This is a genomic window from Serratia sp. Ae19-1, assembly GCF_059801225.1.
This window is the reverse complement of sequence record NZ_JBCHWD010000005.1, coordinates 232,149-250,707: the sequence shown is the minus strand read 5'-3', so window position 1 is coordinate 250,707 and position 18,559 is coordinate 232,149. Positions and strand designations below refer to the sequence as shown.

The following is an 18,559-nucleotide window of genomic DNA, read 5'->3' as shown; positions in this document are numbered from 1 at the left end:
TTCAGAAATCCGGCTCGGCGCGAAAGTGCATCGGCGTCTGGAAGGCGGGATGGGTGATGCGCAACTCTTGCGCATGCAGCTGCAATCGCGGCGCCATCGCCTTGGCTTCCGGCGGGGCGTAGAAACCGTCGCCGAGTATCGGGTGCCCCAGCGCCAGCATGTGCACCCGCAGCTGATGTGAGCGGCCGGTGATCGGCGTCAGCTTCACGCGCGTGCTGCCATCGGCGTCGCGCGACAGCACCAGATACTCGGTTTGCGCCGCTTTGCCGGTGTCAAAACACACCTTTTGCAGCGGCCGATTCGGCCAGTCGCAGATCAGCGGCAAATCCACCAACCCCTCGTCATGTTCCATATGCCCCCAAACGCGGGCGATATAGGATTTCTTCGGTTCGCGTTCGCGGAACTGCCGCTTCAGCTCACGCTCGGCGGCCTTGTTGAGCGCCACCACGATCACCCCGCTGGTGGCCATGTCGAGCCGGTGCACCGATTCGGCGGCCGGATGATCGGCCTGAATGCGGGTCATCAGGCTGTCTTTGTTTTCCGGCGCGCGGCCGGGCACCGACAGCAAGCCGCTGGGCTTGTTGACCACCATGATGTGTTCATCCTGATACAGGATGTGCAGCGGGTCCTGCGGGGGATTATAGGGTTCCATCTTGGCTCCGCGAAAAGGGCCGAACGGGGAGGCGGCTGCCTCCCCGCGTCGCGCCGGTTACTGGTGGGTGACCACCACCAGACGAATGGCATCCAGGCGCCAGCCGGCTTCATTGAGGTTGGCCAGCACCTGACGGCGGTTGAACTCCAGCGTTTCGACTTCGTCGTCGCGAATGTTCGGGTTGACCGCTTTCAGCGCTTCCAGACGCGCCAGCTCGGCGCTCAGCTTGTCGTCCGCCTCTTGTTTGGCTTGCTCGATAAGCGTGCGCGCCTGTGCTTCGACCAGGCTTTCCGCCTGCTGCAGCATGGCGTGCACGTCTTGCTGCACGGCGTTGACCAGCTTGCTGGAGGTGTGGCGGTTGACTGCGTTCAACTGGCGGTTGAAGCTTTCGAACTCGACCTGCGCCGCCAGGTTGGTGCCCTTGCGATCCATCAGCATGCGGATCGGCGTCGGCGGCAGGAAGCGGGTCAGCTGCAGGTGCTTCGGCGCCTGGGCTTCCACCACGTACACCAGCTCAACCAGCAGGGTGCCGACCGGCAACGCTTTGTTTTTCAACAGGGACACCGCACAGCTGCCGGTATCGCCGGACAGGATCAGATCCAGGCCGTTGCGGATGATCGGGTGTTCCCAACTGACGAACTGCGCGTCTTCGCGCGACAGCGCCTGATCGCGGTCGAAGGTGACGGTACAGCCGTCCTGCGGCAGGCCCGGGAAGTCCGGCACCAGCATATGGTCGGATGGCGTCAGCACGATCAGGTTGTCGCTTCGGTCTTCCTGATTGATGCCGACGATGTCGAACAGGTTGAGCGCAAAGCCCACCAGGTTGACGTCGTTATCCTGCTCGGCGATGGCGGCGGCCAGCGCCTGGGCTTTATCGCCGCCGTTGGAGTGCATCTCCAGCAGGCGGTCGCGCCCCTGTTCCAACTGCGCTTTCAATTGATCGTGCTGTTGGCGGCAGGCGTGGATGAATTCGTCCAGCCCTTCCTGCTCGGTCGGCGCGGCCAGAAAACCGATCAACTGCTCATAGCAGCTGTCGTAGATGGTGCGGCCGGTCGGGCAGGTGTGCTCGAAGGCGTCCAGCCCTTCGTGGAACCAGCGGCCCAGCACCGCCTGCGCGGTGTGCTCCAGGTAAGGCACCATGATCTGGATGTCGTGCATCTGGCCTATACGGTCCAGACGGCCGATACGTTGCTCCAGCAGGTCCGGGTTGAACGGCAGATCGAACATCACCAACTGGCTGGCGAACTGGAAGTTGCGGCCTTCGGAACCGATCTCGGAACACAGCAGCACCTGCGCGCCTTCCTCTTCGGAGGCGAAGTAGGCGGCGGCGCGGTCGCGCTCGATGATCGACAGCCCTTCGTGGAACACCGCGGCGCGGATCGCTTCACGTTCGCGCAGCACCTGCTCCAGCTGCAGCGCAGTGTCGGCCTTGGCGCAGATCACCAGCACTTTTTCGTTGCGGTTGGCCAGCAGGTAATCCAGCAGCCATTCGACGCGCGGGTCGAAGTTCCACCAGGTGGCGTTTTCGCCTTCGAATTCCTGGTAGATTTGCTCCGGGTACAGCATGTCGCGCGCACGGGCTTCGACGGACTTTTTAGCGCCCATGATGCCGGAGACTTTGATCGCGGTCTGATACTGGGTCGGCAACGGCAGCTTGATCTGGTGCAGGTTGCGGTGCGGGAAGCCCTTCACGCCGTTACGGGTGTTGCGGAACAGCACACGGCTGGTGCCGTGGCGATCCATCAGCATCGAAACCAGCTCCTGGCGCGCCTGCTCGGCGTTGTCGCCTTCGCTGTTGGCGGCTTTGAGCAGCGGCTCGATGTCCTGCTCGTCGATCAGCTCGCCCAGCAGGTTCAGCTTGTCGTCAGCCAGGCGCTCACCGCTCAGCAACAGGGTGACGGCGTCGGCCACCGGACGGTATTTCTGCTGCTCGGCGACGAACTCGCCGTAGTCGTGGAAACGGTTTGGATCGAGCAGGCGCAGGCGCGCAAAGTGGCTCTGTTGGCCGAGCTGTTCCGGGGTGGCGGTCAGCAGCAACACGCCGGGGATATGCTCGGCCAGCTGTTCGATCACCTGATATTCGCGGCTCGGCGCTTCTTCGCTCCAGGCCAGGTGGTGCGCTTCATCGACCACCAGCAGGTCCCACTGGGCGTCCGCCAGCTCTTCCAGACGCTGCTTGTTGCGGCGCACGAAGTCCAGCGAGCAGATCACCAGCTGTTCGGTCTCGAACGGGTTGCTGCTGTCGAGCTTGGCTTCGGCGTAGCGGCTGTCGTCAAACAGCGAGAAGTAGAGGTTGAAGCGGCGCATCATCTCCACCAGCCACTGGTGCTGCAGCGTTTCCGGCACCACGATCAGCACGCGCTCGGCGCGGCCCGCCAGCAGCTGCTGGTGGATGATCATGCCGGCTTCGATGGTTTTGCCGAGGCCGACTTCGTCCGCGAGCAGAACGCGCGGCGCATGGCGCTGGCCGACTTCATGGGCGATGTGCAGCTGGTGCGGGATCAGACTGGCGCGCATGCCGCGCAGGCCGGCGAACGGCAGGCGATACTGCTCGCTCTGGTATTTGCGCGCGCGAAAACGCAGCGCGAAACGGTCCATGCGGTCGATCTGGCCGGCGAACAGACGATCCTGCGGTTTGCTGAAGGTCAGTTTGCTGTCCAGCAGCACTTCGCGCATCGCCACGCCGCTTTCCTGGGTGTCCAGACGGGTGCCGATATAGGTCAACAGACCGTTTTCCTCTTTCACCTCTTCCACCTGCAGCTGCCAGCCCTCGTGGCTGCTGACGGTATCGCCCGGGTTGAACATCACGCGGGTGATCGGCGAATCGTTTCTGGCATAGAGGCGGTTTTCACCGGTGGCGGGGAAAAGCAGGGTAATCATGCGCGCATCCAGCGCCACGACGGTTCCCAATCCTAATTCGCTTTCCGTGTCGCTGATCCAGCGTTGACCAAGAGTAAAAGGCATATATTGTCGGCTCGATTCTTTGTAAGTAAGTCTTGTTACCGGGCGGGAAGGGCCGCGGCACCTGTACTGAACGTCAGCTAATCCCGGTTTGTTTTAAATTTGGCGGGCAATAGCCGTTCACGCCATGCAGACGTCGCGAGACGGCAGGGCTAAGCGTGGTTCAGTTTTGGGAAGGGCGCTATGGTAATGGAAGGCGGCGCGTTCGTCACCTGCAAAACCCGATGATTTTTCTTAACCTGGCGCAATCTCAAAACAGCCCCATTTGCCCGGTGACCAGCGTGGTGAAATCGTCGTGCAAGAAAGGGAGTATAGCGTCTGCCACCGGTTGCAGCTGGCGTTCGAGGTAATGCTGATAGTCGATGGGCGAATGGCGGGTTTCCAGCGGTTCCGGCCCGGCCACGGTCATCACGTAGCTGATCCAGCCGCCGTTCTGATACTGCAGCGGCCGCCCCTGTTGGCGGTTGTAGTCGTCGGCGATGCGCGCGGCGCGGGCATGTGGCGGCACGTTGCGCTGATAGTCGTCGAGCTTTCTGCGCAGGCGTTTGCGGTACACCAGCTGATCGTCGAAGTCGCCGTTCAGGGTTTTGCCGACGTAGTCGCGCACATAGTCCTGATAGGGCTGCCGTTTGAAGATGCGCTGATAGAGCTGTTGCTGGAACTGCTGCGCCAGCGGCGTCCAGTCGGTGCGCACCGTTTCCAGCCCTTTGTACACCATCTCTTCCTCGCCGTCGGCGCGTGCGATCAGGCCGGCGTAGCGTTTTTTGCTGCCCTGTTCGGCGCCGCGAATGGTCGGCATCAGGAAACGGGAGTAGTGGGTTTCGAACTCCAGCTCCAGCGCGTTCTCCAGCCCGAACTGCTGCTGCAGCTGCTGCCGCCACCAGGCGTTGACCCGTTGCACCAGCGCCCGGCCGATCTGCGCCGCCTGTTGCTCGTCATGCGGCTGTTTCAGCCACACGAAGGTGGAGTCGGTATCGCCGTAAATTACCTGGTAGCCTTCGGCTTCGATCAGCTCGCGGGTTTGCCGCATGATCTCGTGGCCACGCAGGGTGATCGACGACGCCAGCCGCGGATCGAAGAAGCGGCAGCCGCTCGATCCCAGCACGCCGTACAGCGCGTTCATGATGATTTTCAGCGCCTGCGACAGGGGCTTGTTGTGCTGGCGTTTGGCGGCCTCGCGGCCCTGCCAGATCTGCTCGACGATCGCCGGCAGGCAGTGTTTGCTGCGCGAGAAGCGGGCGTTGCGAAAGCCGGGCACCGAGTCGGCGTCGCCCGGATGGCGCATGCCCTCCACCAGCCCGACCGGATCGATCAGGAAGGTGCGGATGATCGACGGGTACAGGCTTTTATAGTCCAGCACCAGCACCGAGTCGTACAGGCCGGGCCGCGAGTCCATTACGAAGCCGCCGGGGCTGTGCTCCTCCGGCTGTTCGCCGAGGTTGGGGGCGACAAAGCCCAGGCGGTGCATGCGCGGCATATAGAGGTGGCTGAAGGCTGCCACCGAGCCGCCGCTGCGATCGGCCGCCAGCCCGGTGACGGTGGCGCGCTCCAGCAGGAAGTTCAGCAGATCGGCCTTGGCGAAGATGCGCGTCACCAGCTCGCAGTCCTTCAGGTTGTAGCGGGCCAGCGCCGGCTTGTCTTCAGCGAAGCGCCGGTCGATCTCCGCCATGCGCTGATAAGGGTTGTCGATCGCCTTGCCTTCACCCAACAGTTCCTGTGAAACGTATTCCAGGCTGAAGGAGGGAAAGTTCCAGGTGGCGGATTTCAGCGCTTCGATGCCGTCGATGATCAGCCGGCCGGCGGCGGCGGCGAAAAAGTGGTTCTGTTTGAAGCCGTGCTCGCGCCACTCCAGCAGGTTGCCGCCGCGCCCCAGCCGCAGCGGGATCTGGTAGCGCTCGGCATGCTTTTGCAGCACCCGCAGATCGAACTGCACCAGGTTCCAGCCGATGATGGCGTCGGGATCGTGGCGTTCCAGCCAGGCGTTCAACCGTTCCAGCAGCTGGGGGCGGCTGGCGCAATATTCCAGATCGAAATCCAGCGGCTCATCGCCGCCGTTGGCCGGCCCCAGCATGTACACCTGCCGCTGGCCGCAGCCTTCCAGCGCGATGGAGTAAAGTTCGCCGTGGGCGGTGGTCTCGATATCCAGCGATACCAGCTTGAGCGTTGGGCGGTACTCCGGCGCCGGCTTCATCTGGCCGTTGAGCAACAGGCCGCCGCCGTTGGGGTTGCCGTTGAACCACACCGGCGCGGTGATGAAGCGCTCCATCAGGTAGCGCTCCGGTGGGCGAATGTCGGCCTCGTAGACCGCAACGCCGCCTTCCCGCAGCAGTTTTTCCAGCTTGATGAGCTGACGGTGCTGGCGGCAGTAAAGCCCCAGCATCGGGCGGTGGTGAAAATCCGTCAGTGCCAGCGGTTTCAGTTCGACTTGCCGCTCTTCCCGCAGCAGCAGTTCCGCGCGCTGCCGGTGTTCGGCGGGGATAAACGCCACCGAGGTTTGCGGCGGCAGACGCAGCTGACGCGGGCCCGCGTCGGTCGCCAGCCAAAATTCGACCTCGGTGCCGGTGGGCGTGTCGCGCCAGTGGCGAGTGAGCAGGAAACCCTGTTGCAGTGCTGTCATAACCCCTTCGTCTTCCGCCGGGTGGCGTGCGCGACATTCAGCGAGATGTCGGTTTTGGCGCTAATATAGATAAATTATAGTATGGGTTTTTATACAGTGATTGTCCATTGCCGCGCGGCGTTGCCAAATACGCATACAATTCATCGATTGACTCGTCTGCGGCGGCACTGGAAAATCCTCCGCCCGTTTGGCCCGAATAATCCACAGAGGTGTAATGGAAGCCTATTTACAAGATTTGATCACCCAGTCACTGGCTTTCACCCTGATGGTCGTCCTGCTGGTCGCTTTTCTGGAGTCGCTGGCGCTGGTGGGGCTGCTGCTGCCCGGCACGGTGATGATGGCCAGCATCGGCGCGTTGATCGGCAGCGGCAAGGTGGACTTTTACTACGCCTGGGCGGCGGGCATCGTCGGCTGCCTGCTCGGCGACTGGATCTCTTATTTCGTCGGCCGCGCGTTCAAGGGGCCTTTACACCGTTGGTCTTTCCTGAAGAAGAACAAGGCGCTGCTCGATAAAACCGAGCACGCCTTGCACCAGCACAGCATGGCGACCATTCTGATCGGCCGTTTCGTCGGCCCGACGCGCCCGCTGGTGCCGATGGTGGCCGGCATGCTCGATCTGCCGCCGTACAAGTTCGCGCTGCCGAACATCATCGGTTGCCTGACCTGGCCGCCGGTTTATTTCTTCCCCGGCATTCTGGCGGGCGTGGCGATCGATATTCCCGCCGGTGCCGACAGCGCGATGTTCAAGTGGCTGCTGCTTGCGGCGGCGCTGCTTGTCTGGCTGGCGGTATGGTTGAGCTGGCGCTGGTGGCGTGAGGGCAAGCGCAACGCCGATCGGCTGAGCCGTTGGCTGACGCCGCTGCGGCTGCGCGTGGTGTGCGGATTGAGTTGGCTGGTGGCATTGGCGGCCGGTTATGCGCTGAGCCAGCAGCCGCTGATGCCGGTGTATCGCCACCTGCTGTGGAAGGTGTTGTCGGGTCAATGACAAAGGGGGGCGAAAGCCCCCGTTCGCCTTACTGGAAGAACGCTTCCAGCTGTTCAAATACCCGCACGTCTTCGCTGTGGCGCTTCACCTGCAGCACATCCTCCAGCTTTTCCACCTGGCTTATCATCTGCTCCAGCCGCTGATCGTCGGCGACCAGTAGCCAAATGCGGCTTTGCTGGCCGTCTTTCAACGGCAAACACAAAATGCCTTCGACGTTGAACGCGCGGCGAGCGAACAGCCCGCAAACGTGCGACATCACGCCGGGATGGTTGCGCACCGCCAGCTCCAGGATCACCTGGGGTTTATCTTGTGGTTGCAGCATGGCTTATTCTCCAATCATGTCGATGTTGGCGGCGCCCGGCGGCACCATCGGGAACACTTTTTCATTAATATCTATCAGCGCGTGGATCAGACAGGGGCCCGGTCGTTGGATCGCCTCGGCCAGCGCCGCCTGCGGATCTTCCGCAGCATTCAGATCGCAGGTATCCAACCCGAATCCGGCGGCGATTTTCAGGAAGTCGGTGCGCTTCGGATAGGCGGCGGCGAAGATGCGCTGCTGGTAGAACAGGGTTTGCTGCTGGTGCACCAGCCCCAGCGCCTGGTTGTTCATCAAAATGATTTTCACGTCCAGATCGTGCTCGACCGCGGTGGCCATTTCCTGAATGTTCATCATCAGGCTGCCGTCGCCGGAGAAGCACAGCACTTTGCGCTCGGGCTCCGCCAACGCCGCGCCGATCGCCGCCGGCAGGCCGAAGCCCATGGTGCCCAGGCCGCCTGAAGTCAGCCACTGGCGCGGCCGGCTCAGCGGATAGGCCTGCGCCACCCACATCTGATGCTGGCCCACGTCGGTGGTGATGATGGCGCTGTCGTCCACACAGCGCGCGGCGGCCAGCACCAGGCCGTAATGGCTCAGCGGATCGTCGGCGTTCGGCATGTTGAACGGGAATTCGCGCTTCAGGTCATTGACGGTGTTCAGCCACGCGCTGCGCGGCTGCGTGTCGATCTGCGGCAGCAACTGTTGCAGCACCTGGCCGACGTCGGCATGGATCGCCACGTTGGCCTGTTTGACCTTGCCCAGCTCGGCGCGATCGATATCCACGTGAATGATGGCGGCGTTAGGGCAGAACTGCTCGGTTTTGCCGATTGCCCGGTCGTCGAAACGCGCGCCCAGCACGATCAGCAGATCGGCCTCCTGCAGAATGAAGTTGGTGCTGCGCGCCGCATGCATGCCCAGCATGCCCAGCGACAGCGGGTGTTCCACCGGCATCGCACCCAGCGCCATCAGCGTCATGGTGGTGGGCAGGCTGGCGCGCTCGGCCAGTTCCAGCGCCTGCCGGTGGGCGTCGGCGCAGATGATGCCGCCGCCCAGGTAGAGGATCGGGCGTTTTGCCTGATTGATCATCGCGGCGGCCTGCGAAACCAGTGCCGGATCGAAGCTCGGGGCGGCGTCCGGCACGGCGATCGGCGGCAGCTCTTCCAGCGTGATGGTGGCGGTTTGCACGTCTTTCGGCACATCGATCCAGACCGGGCCCGGGCGGCCTGACTCGGCGATGCGGAACGCGTCGCCGATCACCTGCGGCAGCTCGCGGATATCGCGCACCAGATGGTTGTGCTTGGTGATCGGGATGGAAATGCCGTAGGTGTCCACTTCCTGGAAAGCGTCGGTGCCGATCATCGAGGAGGGCACCTGCCCGGTGATGCACACCAGCGGAATGGAATCGAGCTTGGCATCGGCGATGGCGGTGACCAGGTTGGTGGCGCCCGGCCCGCTGGAGGCGATGCACACCGCCGCCTTGCCGTTGGCGCGCGCCATACCCTGCGCCATAAAGCCCGCGCCCTGTTCGTGGCGCGCCAGCACGTGGTGAATGCGGGTGCTTTGGCTCAGCGCGTCATACAGCGGCAGCGCGGCGCCGCCGGGAATGCCGGCGACGGTAGTGATGCCCTGACGCTCCAGCAGATGAACGATCAATTGTGCGCCGGTAAAGCTGGTGCCCGGTTGAGGCGTGCCCGAAGTTGCCATGTTCCTGTCCTTTCTCAAGGCCGGTGAGCTTTGCTGGGCAGGGTGCTAAAACAAGAAACCCCGCCCGGTTTGCGCCGGCGGGGTTTGGGAATCGATGCGTTGATTCGGACCCTACGGCGCATTGCCGACGACCACCACCACACGCACGACGACCACCGCGGCTGGTAGCGCGGTAACTAGTAGGGTCGAAGTCAGCGAGGATGCGATCACAGGGAACCTTATCATCAGTAAAAAAAGTCAGGTTTTTATAAAAACACAGGCGCAAAATTCGCACAACAGGTTTATTGGCGCAGCATAAAAAACGCGCGTCAGATCACGCTTTGCCCGAAATGCCCAGCACGCGCGCTTCGGGCGCGCTGCCGTCCAGCAGGGCCTGCGTCGGGCCGTCGTAGTAGATGCGGCCGTCGACCACCAGCAGCGTGCGCGGCGCGATGCGCGCGGCGTCGTCGAGGTTGTGCGATACCATCAGCAGCGTCAGGTTGCGCTGTTCGCACACCGTCCGCAGCAGTTGCAGCATCTCGTTGCGCAGCGCCGGGTCGAGCGCCGAGAAGGGTTCGTCGAGCAGCAGGATCGGCCGCTGGCGAATCAAACAGCGCGCCAGCGCGGCGCGCTGACGCTGACCGCCCGAAAGTTGCGACGGCAGGCGTTCCAGATGCTCTTCCAGGCCGACTTGCCGGGCGATTTGCGCCCGCTGTTGGCGCTGCTGCGCGTTCAAGCGCAGGCCGGGATCCAACCCCAATCCGATGTTCTGCGCCACCGTCAGGTGCGCGAACAGATTGTTTTCCTGAAACAGCATCGACACCGGCCGCTTGGCCGGCGGCGTGGCGGTGTGATCCTCACCGTTCAGCAGCAGCCGGCCGCTGGCCGCCGGCAGAAAACCGGCGATCAGGCTCAGCAAGGTGCTTTTGCCGGCGCCGCTGGGGCCGAGCACCGCGACGCGCTCGCCCGGCTGGATGCGCAGGTCAAAGCGCATCGGCAGGTGGTCATACAGATAGGTCAGTTTTTCAAGCGTCAGCATGGCGGCCCGGTAAGCGTTCGATCAGGGTAAACAGCAGGAAGCATAACAGCAGCAACAGCAGCGCGGTCACCGCGCCGTCATGGCTGCGGTAGGCGCCAATCTGCTGATACAGATAAAAAGGCAGGGTACGGAAATGCTCGTTGCCAAACAAGGCGACCACGCCGAAATCGCCGATCGACAGCACGCAGGCGAAGGCCAGCGCCTGCGCCAGCGGGCGGCGTAAGGCGCGCAGCTCAATCAGCCGCAGCCGTTGCCAGCCGCGGATATCCAGCGATAGGCACAGCGGGTTGTAACGTTCGGCGAGGTCGCGCATCGGATTCTCCAACACCTTGAGCGCATAGGGCACCGCCATCAGCGCATTGGTGAGGATCACCAGCGCATAGGGCGACTGCGGCAACCCGATGGTATCGCTCAGCAGCAGGAAAAAGCCGGTGGCCAGCACGATGCCCGGCATCGCCAGGATCACCATGCCGCTCAGCTCCAGCGCCTGGCCGCCGCGCAGCTGCTGCCGCAGCTTCAACTCGCGGCTGCTCCACAGCAGCATCAGGGTGAGCGCCACGCACAGCAGCCCGGCGCCGAGGGCGATGCGCAGCGACGTGAACAGGGCCTGCCACAGCACCGGCTGGCGTAGTACGCTGAGGATAGCCTGGTTGGCGCCATCGGCGATCACCGCCAGCAAGGGCGGCAGCAACAGCAACAGCGCGGCGGCGATCAGCAGGGAATCGCCGATGCGTCGCCACAGGCTGTCTTCCGGATTGCGCCAGCGCTGGGCGTGGGTATGCCCCACCGGCAATGCCTGGCTCAGGCGCTGACTGATCAACACCAGCCCGAGACAACAGCCCAGCTGGATCAGCGCCAGCATGGCGGCGCGTCCCAGATCGTAGTCGTAACTCAGCGCCTGGTAGATCGCCAGTTCGATGGTGGTGGCCTGCGGCCCGCCGCCCAGCGACAGCACGGTGGCGAAGCTGGCGAAGCACAACATGAAGATCAGCGCGCCGCTCGGCAGGATTTGGCGGCGCAGCGCCGGCCATTCGACGAAGCGGAACTGCTGCCAGCCGCTCATGCCCAGTTGGGCGGCCAATTGGCGCTGTTCCACCGGAATATTCTCCAGCGCCTGCAGCAACAGGCGGGTCGCCAGCGGCAGGTTAAAGAACAGGTGCGCCAGCAGAATGCCCTGCAGGCCGTAAGGCGAGAAGCCATACTCCACGCCCAGCCAACCGCACAGCGTCGCCAGCCAGCCCTGGCGCCCATAGACGCTGAGCAGGCCGAACACCGCCACCAACACCGGCAGTACCAGCGTCATGGCGCACAGCCGCAGCAGCAGTTGCCGGCCAGGGAAACGGCGGCGATAGAGCGCGCGCGCCAGCGGGATGGCGGGCAGCACCGAGATCAGCGCCGATAGCAGCGCCTGCCAGAAGGTGAAACGCACCACGTGCCACAGATAGCTGTCCTGCGACAGGCTGCGCCAGTCGCTGTCCGGCGCGTGACGCCACAGCGAACCCATCGCCAGCGCGGCGACCAGCAGGATCACGCCGGCGGCCAGCAGCCCCGGCCAGAGCCAGCGGGGGATCAGCGGCTGACGGCGGTTTGCCATGCCCGGATCCAGCCGCCGCGTTGTGTGGCCACCTCTTCGGCGCTGTACTGCAGCGCGGTATGCGGTACGTTCATCTGTTCAAAGCCGACGGGCAGCGGAGTGTTGATCACCGGGTACATCCAGTTGCCGGTCGGGATGGTGTTCTGGAATGCCGGCGTCACCATGAACTGCATGAAACGTTCCGCCAGTTCGGGCTGTTTGGCGGCCTTCAGCTTGCCGGCCACTTCCACCTGCAGGTAGTGGCCTTCGCTGAACATGGCGGCGGCGTAGAGGTCTTTTTTCTCTGCGATCAGGTGATAGGCGGGAGAGGTGGTGTAGCTGAGCACCAGATCGCCTTCGCCTTTCAGGAACAGGCCGTAGGCTTCACTCCAGCCTTTGGTGACGGTGACGGTCTTCTTCGCCAACTGCTGCCAGGCGGCCGGCGCCTTGTCGCCATACACTTTCTGCATCCACAGCAGCAGGCCGAGGCCCGGCGTGCTGGTGCGCGGATCTTCGTAGATCACTTTCCAGTTGCGATCGCTGCTGACCAGCTCCTGCAGGCTTTTTGGCGGGTTCTTCAGTTTTTCTTTGTTGTAGACGAAGGCGAAGTACCCGTAGTCGTAAGGCACGAAGGTCGCGTCCTGCCAGCCGCCCGGCACCGTCAGTTTGGCGCTGTCGACGCCGCTCGGCGCGAACAGGCCGGTTTGCTGCGCCGCCTGCAGCAGGTTGTTGTCCAACCCCAGCACCACGTCGGCGGCGCTGTTCTTGCCTTCCATGCGCAGGCGGTTCAGCAGCGAAACGCCGTCCTCCAGCGCGACGAACTTCAGTTCACAGTCGCACTCGGCCTCGAAGGCTTTCTTCACCGCCGGGCCAGGGCCCCAGTCGGCGGCGAAGGAATCGTAGGTGTAAACCGTCAGCGTTGGCTTGGCGAACACCGGCGCGGCGCACAGCAGCAATAAGCAGGGCAGATATTTTTTGACCACGTTGCACTCCTGAGAAATAAGGGGGCAAGGGCATCTGAGGGGGCGAGGCGGCGTCGCCGGTTCGCTGGGCTCAAATCCCTCCGCCGGTATTGACCGGATCAGGTTCGACGGGTGTGCTCTCAGCGGAAAATCGGGCGTGTGATACGCAGTGAATTTCCGCACCCCGTTGAGACGGCGCTATTGTAAAGATTAACCGGCCTTGACGAAAGGCGCTTATGCCTCCGGCGGGGCAAACCAGGCGGACTTGAAGTCGAACCAGCCGAGGGTGTTCATCCGCACGCCGCGCATGCTGCGCTGGCCGTGCAGCTGCAGCCAGTGGTGGAACAGCGGATGCAGTTGATGATCGCTGACCAGACGTTGGCAAAACTCCGCCAGCGGCAGGCGGTTGGCTCGCCACAGCGCGGCGTCCTGCGCCAGATCCTCGTTCATGCAGTGCTGCATCAGCGGCAGTTCATACAGTGTGGCGAACAGCGAAAACTCCAGCGGCAGATAGAAGTTGGCGCTGCCGAGCCACAGATCGCTGCGCGCGTCCCCCTGGTGCCAGGTGGCGTAGTCCACGCTTTGCACGATCAGGCGGATGCCGTGCTGCGCCAGCAGCGGCTCGATCGCCTGACGGATGGCGTGAAACTCCGAATGCTCATTGAAGTGGGTCATCGTCAGTTCGGTCAGACCCGGCGGCTTGGGCTGCTGCGCCAGCGCGCGGTTGTGGTGCCAGCGCGGCAGCAGGCCGTACGCCGGCGACCAGTAGCGCTGATAGAGCGGCCCGGCGTGGCTCAGCAGCGAAATGGGATTGATCAATTCGCACAGCCAGCTGCGAATGGCGGGATCGGCCGCCAATGGGGAGCGCCGATCGAACAGCAGGAAATAACAGCCCTCTTCCAGCCGGCTTTCCAGTTCATTGTTGGCGGTTTCATCGCCCTGCAGCTGTACGCCTGAGTGCACCAGCTCTTCGGAGAATTCCGGCAGCACCCAGATATTCACCTCATCGATCAGCGCCCGGTAGCCGAAATAGTCGTCGAAGGCGTGGATCTTCATCTGGCTGGGGAGATTGCGCACCACGCGGTATGGGCCGGTGCCGATCGGATGGCGGGCGAAGTCCGGCAGCTCGCGCCATTCGCGCGGCAGGATCATGGCGTGTACGCTGCCTAATAGCCAGGGCAGCCAGTGATCGGCGCTGCGCAGATGCACGTCGACAACGAACGGCGTCGGCGAGGTGACGCTTTCAATATGCGAGAACAGCGGTTGCGAGGTCAGACGCGAAAGCGAACTGATGACGTCCGCCATCTCCAGCTCGCGGCCGTGATGAAAATGGATCGCCGGGCGCAGGTAAAACCGCCAGTGCAGCGGCGTCAGCATTTGCCAATGGTGGGACAGGTCGGACTCCAGTTCCCCGTTTTCCTCATTTATGCGCGTCAGGCCGTTGAAGATCTGGCGCGCCAAATGGGTCTCCGAACGCCGCAGCGCCGAGCCGGGCAGCAGGTTGTACAGCTGCCGGTAGTAGAGCACCCGCAGGATGTGTTTCCCCTGGCGGAAGCTGCGCCCCAGCTGCGACAGCAGCATCTGGCGTACCACGTCTTTGTCGCCTACCAGTTGCACCAACTGATCGATGCGATCCTGTTCCAGCAGCTCCTCGGCCCGCTGTTGCTGCAGCGCCAGGCCGGTGTAATGGAAGGTGAGCCGCGAACGCTTGCCGCGCCCCGATTCCGCCTGCCAGGTGAGCCAACCCTCCCGTTGCATGGCACTCAGCAGGGAGCGCACATGCCGCCGCGAGCAGCTGAGCGCCTCCGCCAGCGCCTGCAGCGTGGTGTCGGTGGTTTCACCGTGGCAGCGCTGCCACAGACGGATGAACTGCTGCTGCAATCTGGACGTGGACATAAAAGAGGAACACTCCCGCCTCAAGTCGTCAATTTTTCTTTCCCTATATTACGCCGATAATTTTCATCAATGAAAGGGGAGGGCGTAATGATGAAAGCTTTCTTATCCAAACAGTTCTATCAGCGCTATTTCCGCGCGGTGCGCCGTCAGCATGCCGACTGGCTGAGCGTGGTGCCCGAACAGGCGCGGCTGGCGATGCTGGCGCACCTGACGCAATGGGACATCAAAGAGATGACCGACAAGCAGTACCGCGAGCACCTGTAGGGGCTGCGGCGACAAGTTTCTGAGTAATGGTGCTGTTTCACCAGCCAGTGGGGCGACCCACTGGTTTTTTTATGCGTGGTCAGGGCGATGCGCTTGCATTTTTCTCGCCGTGGCCTAAGGTTTCACTTTCGTTTTGAGGTCAGGGAAGACGATATGCAACGCCTGAGCCGGCTGACACTGCGCATCAACCCCATCTTTGCCGCATTCCTGCTGATCGCTTTTCTTTCCGGCATCGCCGGCGCGTTGCTGACGCCGACGCTCAGCCTGTTTCTGACCACCGAGGTGAAAGTGCGGCCGTTGTGGGTCGGGCTGTTTTATACCGCCAATGCGGTAGCCGGCATCCTGGTCAGCTTCCTGCTGGCCAAGCGCTCCGACACCCGCGGCGATCGACGCCGATTGATCCTGCTGTGCTGCCTGATGGCGGTCGGCAACTGTCTGTTGTTCGCTTTCAATCGCGATTATCTGACGCTGATCACCGCCGGGGTGTTGCTGTCGGCGATCGCCAACACCGGCATGCCGCAGATTTTCGCGTTGGCGCGTGAATACGCCGACAGCGAGGCGCGTGAAGTGGCGATGTTCAGTTCGGTCATGCGTGCCCAGCTTTCGCTGGCGTGGGTGATTGGCCCGCCGCTGTCGTTTGCGTTGGCGCTGAATTATGGGTTCACCGTGATGTTTCTGATCGCCGCCGCCACCTTCGTGATTTGCGCGCTGCTGGTGTGGTTCACGTTGCCATCGGTGCCGCGCGCGGCGGAGCGCAATGAGCTGCATGGCGGTGCCTCTGCGCCGATCGCGCCCGCCGGCGCCTGGCGCAATCGCGACGTGCGGCTGCTGTTCATCGCTTCGATGCTGATGTGGACCTGCAACACCCTGTACATCATCGACATGCCGCTGTATATCACCGCCGATCTCGGGCTGCCGGAAGGGCTGGCCGGCGTGTTGATGGGCACCGCCGCCGGGTTGGAAATCCCGGCGATGCTGCTGGCCGGTTACTACGTCAAGCGCTTCGGCAAACGCAATATGATGCTGTTGGCGGTGACGGCGGGCGTGCTGTTCTACCTTGGGCTGACGATGTTGGCGACCAAGCCGGCGCTGCTCGCTCTGCAGCTGCTCAACGCGGTGTTTATCGGCATTGTCGCCGGTATCGGCATGCTCTATTTTCAAGATTTGATGCCGGGCCGACCGGGCGTCGCCACCACGCTGTTCACCAACAGCATCTCCACCGGGGTGATCCTGGCCGGGGTGCTGCAGGGCGCACTGGTGGAGAACCTCGGTCACTACTCGGTGTACTGGCTGGCGGCGCTGCTGGCGCTGGCGGCGCTCTGGATGAGCGCCAAAGTGCGTGAAGTGTGAGGTCAAACGGCGGCATTCTTGATGCAAGTCATTGAGAATGCTAAACCGGACGCCCAAGCTGAAGGCATATGGAGCGCGATTGTTGCGTCCACGCCCGTCTCGCTATTGAGACGCCGCCTCGTTGTTTAGAACAGTGGGAACGTTATGGATAAACTCACACCGCTCAAACCGCTTCCTTCCCTGTGCGCGCTCGCCGCCACGCTGATCATCTGGTTCCTCATTCCCGTCCCCGAAGGCGTTGCGCCCAACGCCTGGCAGCTGCTGGCGCTGTTTATCGGTACCATCATCGCCATCATAGGCAAGGCGATGCCGATCGGTGCGGTCTCGGTGATCGCCATCGCTCTGGTGGCGGTGACCGGCGTCACCAACCCCGGCAAGCCGGGCGCGGCGCTGGACGACGCCCTCAGCGGCTTCTCCAACCAGCTGATTTGGCTGATCGGCTTTTCGATCATGATCTCCCTCAGCCTGAACAAAACCGGACTGGGCGCGCGCATCGGCTACTATTTCATCTCGCTGTTCGGCAAGAAAACGCTGGGCATCGCCTACGCGCTGACGCTGGCGGAAACCACGCTGGCGCCGGTGACGCCGAGCAATACCGCGCGCGGCGGCGGCATCATTCACCCGATCATGAAGTCGATCGCCGACAGCTTCGGCTCTAAACCCGAACTTAATACCTCCGGCAAGATTGGCCGCTATCTGTCGCTGGTGAACTACAACATCAACCCGGTCACCTCGGCGATGTTTATCACCGCCACGGCGCCTAACCCACTGATCGTCAGCCTGATCGCCAAGGGCACCCACGGCAACTTCGAGCTGTCCTGGTCGATGTGGGCGGTCGCCGCCCTGGTGCCGGGGCTGTGTTCGCTGATCGTGATGCCGCTGGTTATTTACCTGCTGTATCCGCCCGAGGTGAAAAGTACGCCGGACGCGCCGCGCTTCGCGCGCGAAAAACTGCAGGCGCTGGGGCCGGTGACGCTGCCGGAAAAAATCACCCTCGGGGTGTTCGCGCTGCTGCTGGTGCTATGGGCCGGCATCCCGGCGATGATCTTCGGCCCGGCGTTGGCGGTTAATCCCACCACGGCGGCGCTGATCGGCCTGGCGGTGCTGCTGGCCAGCGGGGTGCTGAGCTGGGAAGACGTGCTGAAACATAAAGGCGCCTGGGATACCGTGGTGTGGTTCTCGGCGCTGGTGATGATGGCCAGTTTCCTCGGCAAGCTGGGGCTAATAGGCTGGCTGTCGCAAACCGTGGGCAACGGCATCGACCGTATGGGCATGAGTTGGGTGGGCGGCACGATCTTGCTGACCATTATCTATTTGTATTCTCACTATTTCTTCGCCAGCACCACCGCGCACGTGACGGCGATGTTCGCCGCCTTCTTCGCCGCCGGCATCGCGCTCGGGGCGCCGCCGGCGTTGCTGGGCCTGATCCTGGCGTTCTCTTCTTCGCTGATGATGTCGCTGACCCATTACGGCACCGGCACCGCGCCGATCATCTTCGGCTCCGGCTATGTGACGCTGGGGGAGTGGTGGAAAGCGGGATGGGTGATGAGCGTGGTTAACCTGCTGATCTGGATGCTGATCGGCGGGGCATGGTGGAAGCTGCTGGGCTACTGGTGAGGAAAAAATTCACCCGCCGGGCGGCGGGTGAAAGGGATCAGTTCAGAAATGCCGGCTGCTGCGCTTCGTAGCGGGAGATGTCCGCTTCGTGCTGCAGCGTCAGGCCGATGCTGTCCAGTCCGTTGATCATGCAGTGGCGGCGGAAGCTGTCTATTTCGAACGGATAGCTTTTGCCGCCGGCGTTGACCGTCTGGTTCTCCAGATCCACCACGAACTCTGTTCCCTCGTTGGCGTCCACCAGTTTGAACAGCTCGTCCACCTGCTGCTCGCTCAGCGTCACCGGCAACAGCTGGTTGTTGAACGAGTTGCCGTAGAAGATATCGGCGAAGCTCGGCGCGATCACCACTTTGAACCCGTAATCGGTCAGCGCCCAGGGGGCGTGTTCGCGCGAGGAGCCGCAGCCGAAGTTTTCGCGCGCCAACAGGATGCTGGCGCCTTTATAGCGCGGTTTGTTCAGCACGAACTCCGGGTTCGGTTGCTGGCCGGCGTCGTCGAGGAAGCGCCAGTCGTTGAACAGGTGCTGGCCGAAACCGGTGCGGGTGACCTTCTGTAAAAACTGCTTGGGAATAATGGCGTCGGTGTCGACGTTGGCCGCATCCAAAGGCACCACTAAGCCGGTATGTTGAGTAAATTTAGCCACGTTA

15 protein-coding genes and 1 riboswitch are annotated in these 18,559 nt (G+C 62.8%); of the genes, 4 read left to right on the top strand and 11 right to left on the bottom strand.

Annotated features, from left to right (window positions below):
* Position 1 precedes the first annotated feature (1 nt).
* From rluA to AAIE04_RS16365, 3 genes are all read right to left on the bottom strand, one after another.
* The gene (rluA, locus tag AAIE04_RS16375; RefSeq protein WP_004932866.1) at positions 2-652 is read right to left on the bottom strand and encodes a bifunctional tRNA pseudouridine(32) synthase/23S rRNA pseudouridine(746) synthase RluA; all 651 of its coding nucleotides are present in this window, start codon (positions 650-652) and stop codon (positions 2-4) included.
* 57 nt (positions 653-709) lie between these two features.
* Complete coding sequence (gene rapA, locus AAIE04_RS16370; RefSeq protein WP_025159632.1) at positions 710-3,616, bottom strand: RNA polymerase-associated protein RapA; 2,907 nt, start codon at positions 3,614-3,616, stop codon at positions 710-712.
* Between the two features lie 247 nt (positions 3,617-3,863).
* Positions 3,864-6,230 (bottom strand): DNA polymerase II, encoded by a 2,367-nt coding sequence (locus tag AAIE04_RS16365; RefSeq protein WP_019455047.1) that lies wholly within the window; start codon positions 6,228-6,230, stop codon positions 3,864-3,866.
* 214 nt (positions 6,231-6,444) lie between these two features.
* Here AAIE04_RS16365 and AAIE04_RS16360 point away from each other — a divergent pair, with 214 nt between their 5' ends.
* Positions 6,445-7,215, top strand: coding sequence for a DedA family protein (locus AAIE04_RS16360; RefSeq protein ID WP_211130380.1), 771 nt, complete (start codon positions 6,445-6,447; stop codon positions 7,213-7,215).
* A gap of 28 nt (positions 7,216-7,243) precedes the next feature.
* Here AAIE04_RS16360 and ilvN read toward each other — a convergent pair whose 3' ends face one another.
* The 7 genes from ilvN to sgrR all read right to left on the bottom strand — a co-directional run bounded on the left by ilvN (position 7,244) and on the right by sgrR (position 14,684).
* Positions 7,244-7,537: an acetolactate synthase small subunit gene (gene ilvN, locus AAIE04_RS16355; RefSeq protein ID WP_016929110.1), complete on the bottom strand. Its 294-nt coding sequence runs from the start codon at positions 7,535-7,537 to the stop codon at positions 7,244-7,246.
* 3 nt (positions 7,538-7,540) lie between these two features.
* Positions 7,541-9,235: an acetolactate synthase large subunit gene (gene ilvB, locus AAIE04_RS16350; RefSeq protein WP_498057235.1), complete on the bottom strand. Its 1,695-nt coding sequence runs from the start codon at positions 9,233-9,235 to the stop codon at positions 7,541-7,543.
* A 111-nt stretch (positions 9,236-9,346) separates the two neighbouring features.
* Positions 9,347-9,460 carry an ilvB operon leader peptide IvbL gene (ivbL, locus tag AAIE04_RS16345; protein ID WP_154747116.1) on the bottom strand — a complete coding sequence of 38 codons (114 nt, stop codon included), beginning with the start codon at positions 9,458-9,460 and terminating at the stop codon, positions 9,347-9,349.
* Positions 9,461-9,548: 88 nt separating this feature from the next.
* On the bottom strand, positions 9,549-10,253 hold the full coding sequence (thiQ, locus tag AAIE04_RS16340) for a thiamine ABC transporter ATP-binding protein ThiQ (RefSeq protein ID WP_063918147.1): 705 nt from the start codon (positions 10,251-10,253) through the stop codon (positions 9,549-9,551).
* Positions 10,240-11,847 carry a thiamine/thiamine pyrophosphate ABC transporter permease ThiP gene (gene thiP, locus AAIE04_RS16335; protein WP_498577350.1) on the bottom strand — a complete coding sequence of 536 codons (1,608 nt, stop codon included), beginning with the start codon at positions 11,845-11,847 and terminating at the stop codon, positions 10,240-10,242. The genes thiQ and thiP overlap by 14 nt, the downstream gene beginning before the upstream one ends.
* Positions 11,823-12,809, bottom strand: coding sequence for a thiamine ABC transporter substrate binding subunit (gene thiB / locus AAIE04_RS16330; RefSeq protein WP_197667720.1), 987 nt, complete (start codon positions 12,807-12,809; stop codon positions 11,823-11,825). The genes thiP and thiB overlap by 25 nt, the downstream gene beginning before the upstream one ends.
* A gap of 57 nt (positions 12,810-12,866) precedes the next feature.
* A riboswitch (TPP riboswitch) is annotated at positions 12,867-12,985 on the bottom strand.
* A gap of 37 nt (positions 12,986-13,022) precedes the next feature.
* A complete protein-coding gene (gene sgrR / locus AAIE04_RS16325) occupies positions 13,023-14,684 on the bottom strand; it encodes an HTH-type transcriptional regulator SgrR (RefSeq protein ID WP_063918150.1) in 1,662 nt (553 codons plus the stop codon).
* Positions 14,685-14,771: 87 nt separating this feature from the next.
* On the opposite strand from sgrR, the gene sgrT reads away from it, so the two are divergent.
* From sgrT to AAIE04_RS16310, 3 genes are all read left to right on the top strand, one after another.
* Positions 14,772-14,948, top strand: a complete 177-nt coding sequence (gene sgrT, locus AAIE04_RS16320) for a glucose uptake inhibitor SgrT (protein WP_019455054.1) — start codon at positions 14,772-14,774, stop codon at positions 14,946-14,948.
* Between the two features lie 153 nt (positions 14,949-15,101).
* Complete coding sequence (locus AAIE04_RS16315; protein WP_019455055.1) at positions 15,102-16,298, top strand: sugar efflux transporter; 1,197 nt, start codon at positions 15,102-15,104, stop codon at positions 16,296-16,298.
* 144 nt (positions 16,299-16,442) lie between these two features.
* Complete coding sequence (locus AAIE04_RS16310; RefSeq protein ID WP_498577349.1) at positions 16,443-17,915, top strand: DASS family sodium-coupled anion symporter; 1,473 nt, start codon at positions 16,443-16,445, stop codon at positions 17,913-17,915.
* A gap of 37 nt (positions 17,916-17,952) precedes the next feature.
* On the opposite strand, the gene leuD is transcribed toward AAIE04_RS16310, so the two are convergent.
* On the bottom strand, positions 17,953-18,555 hold the full coding sequence (gene leuD, locus AAIE04_RS16305) for a 3-isopropylmalate dehydratase small subunit (RefSeq protein ID WP_025159634.1): 603 nt from the start codon (positions 18,553-18,555) through the stop codon (positions 17,953-17,955).
* Positions 18,556-18,559 lie beyond the last annotated feature (4 nt).

What these genes read in the sequence shown, in the direction of transcription:
- rluA (WP_004932866.1), bottom strand. Translation starts at nt 652, where the DNA reads ATGGAACCCTATAATCCCCCGCAGGACCCGCTGCACATCCTGTATCAG.
- rapA (WP_025159632.1), bottom strand. Translation starts at nt 3,616, where the DNA reads ATGCCTTTTACTCTTGGTCAACGCTGGATCAGCGACACGGAAAGCGAA.
- AAIE04_RS16365 (WP_019455047.1), bottom strand. Translation starts at nt 6,230, where the DNA reads ATGACAGCACTGCAACAGGGTTTCCTGCTCACTCGCCACTGGCGCGAC.
- AAIE04_RS16360 (WP_211130380.1), top strand. Translation starts at nt 6,445, where the DNA reads ATGGAAGCCTATTTACAAGATTTGATCACCCAGTCACTGGCTTTCACC.
- ilvN (WP_016929110.1), bottom strand. Translation starts at nt 7,537, where the DNA reads ATGCTGCAACCACAAGATAAACCCCAGGTGATCCTGGAGCTGGCGGTG.
- ilvB (WP_498057235.1), bottom strand. Translation starts at nt 9,235, where the DNA reads ATGGCAACTTCGGGCACGCCTCAACCGGGCACCAGCTTTACCGGCGCA.
- ivbL (WP_154747116.1), bottom strand. Translation starts at nt 9,460, where the DNA reads ATGATAAGGTTCCCTGTGATCGCATCCTCGCTGACTTCGACCCTACTA.
- thiQ (WP_063918147.1), bottom strand. Translation starts at nt 10,253, where the DNA reads ATGCTGACGCTTGAAAAACTGACCTATCTGTATGACCACCTGCCGATG.
- thiP (WP_498577350.1), bottom strand. Translation starts at nt 11,847, where the DNA reads ATGGCAAACCGCCGTCAGCCGCTGATCCCCCGCTGGCTCTGGCCGGGG.
- sgrR (WP_063918150.1), bottom strand. Translation starts at nt 14,684, where the DNA reads ATGTCCACGTCCAGATTGCAGCAGCAGTTCATCCGTCTGTGGCAGCGC.
- sgrT (WP_019455054.1), top strand. Translation starts at nt 14,772, where the DNA reads ATGATGAAAGCTTTCTTATCCAAACAGTTCTATCAGCGCTATTTCCGC.
- AAIE04_RS16315 (WP_019455055.1), top strand. Translation starts at nt 15,102, where the DNA reads ATGCAACGCCTGAGCCGGCTGACACTGCGCATCAACCCCATCTTTGCC.
- AAIE04_RS16310 (WP_498577349.1), top strand. Translation starts at nt 16,443, where the DNA reads ATGGATAAACTCACACCGCTCAAACCGCTTCCTTCCCTGTGCGCGCTC.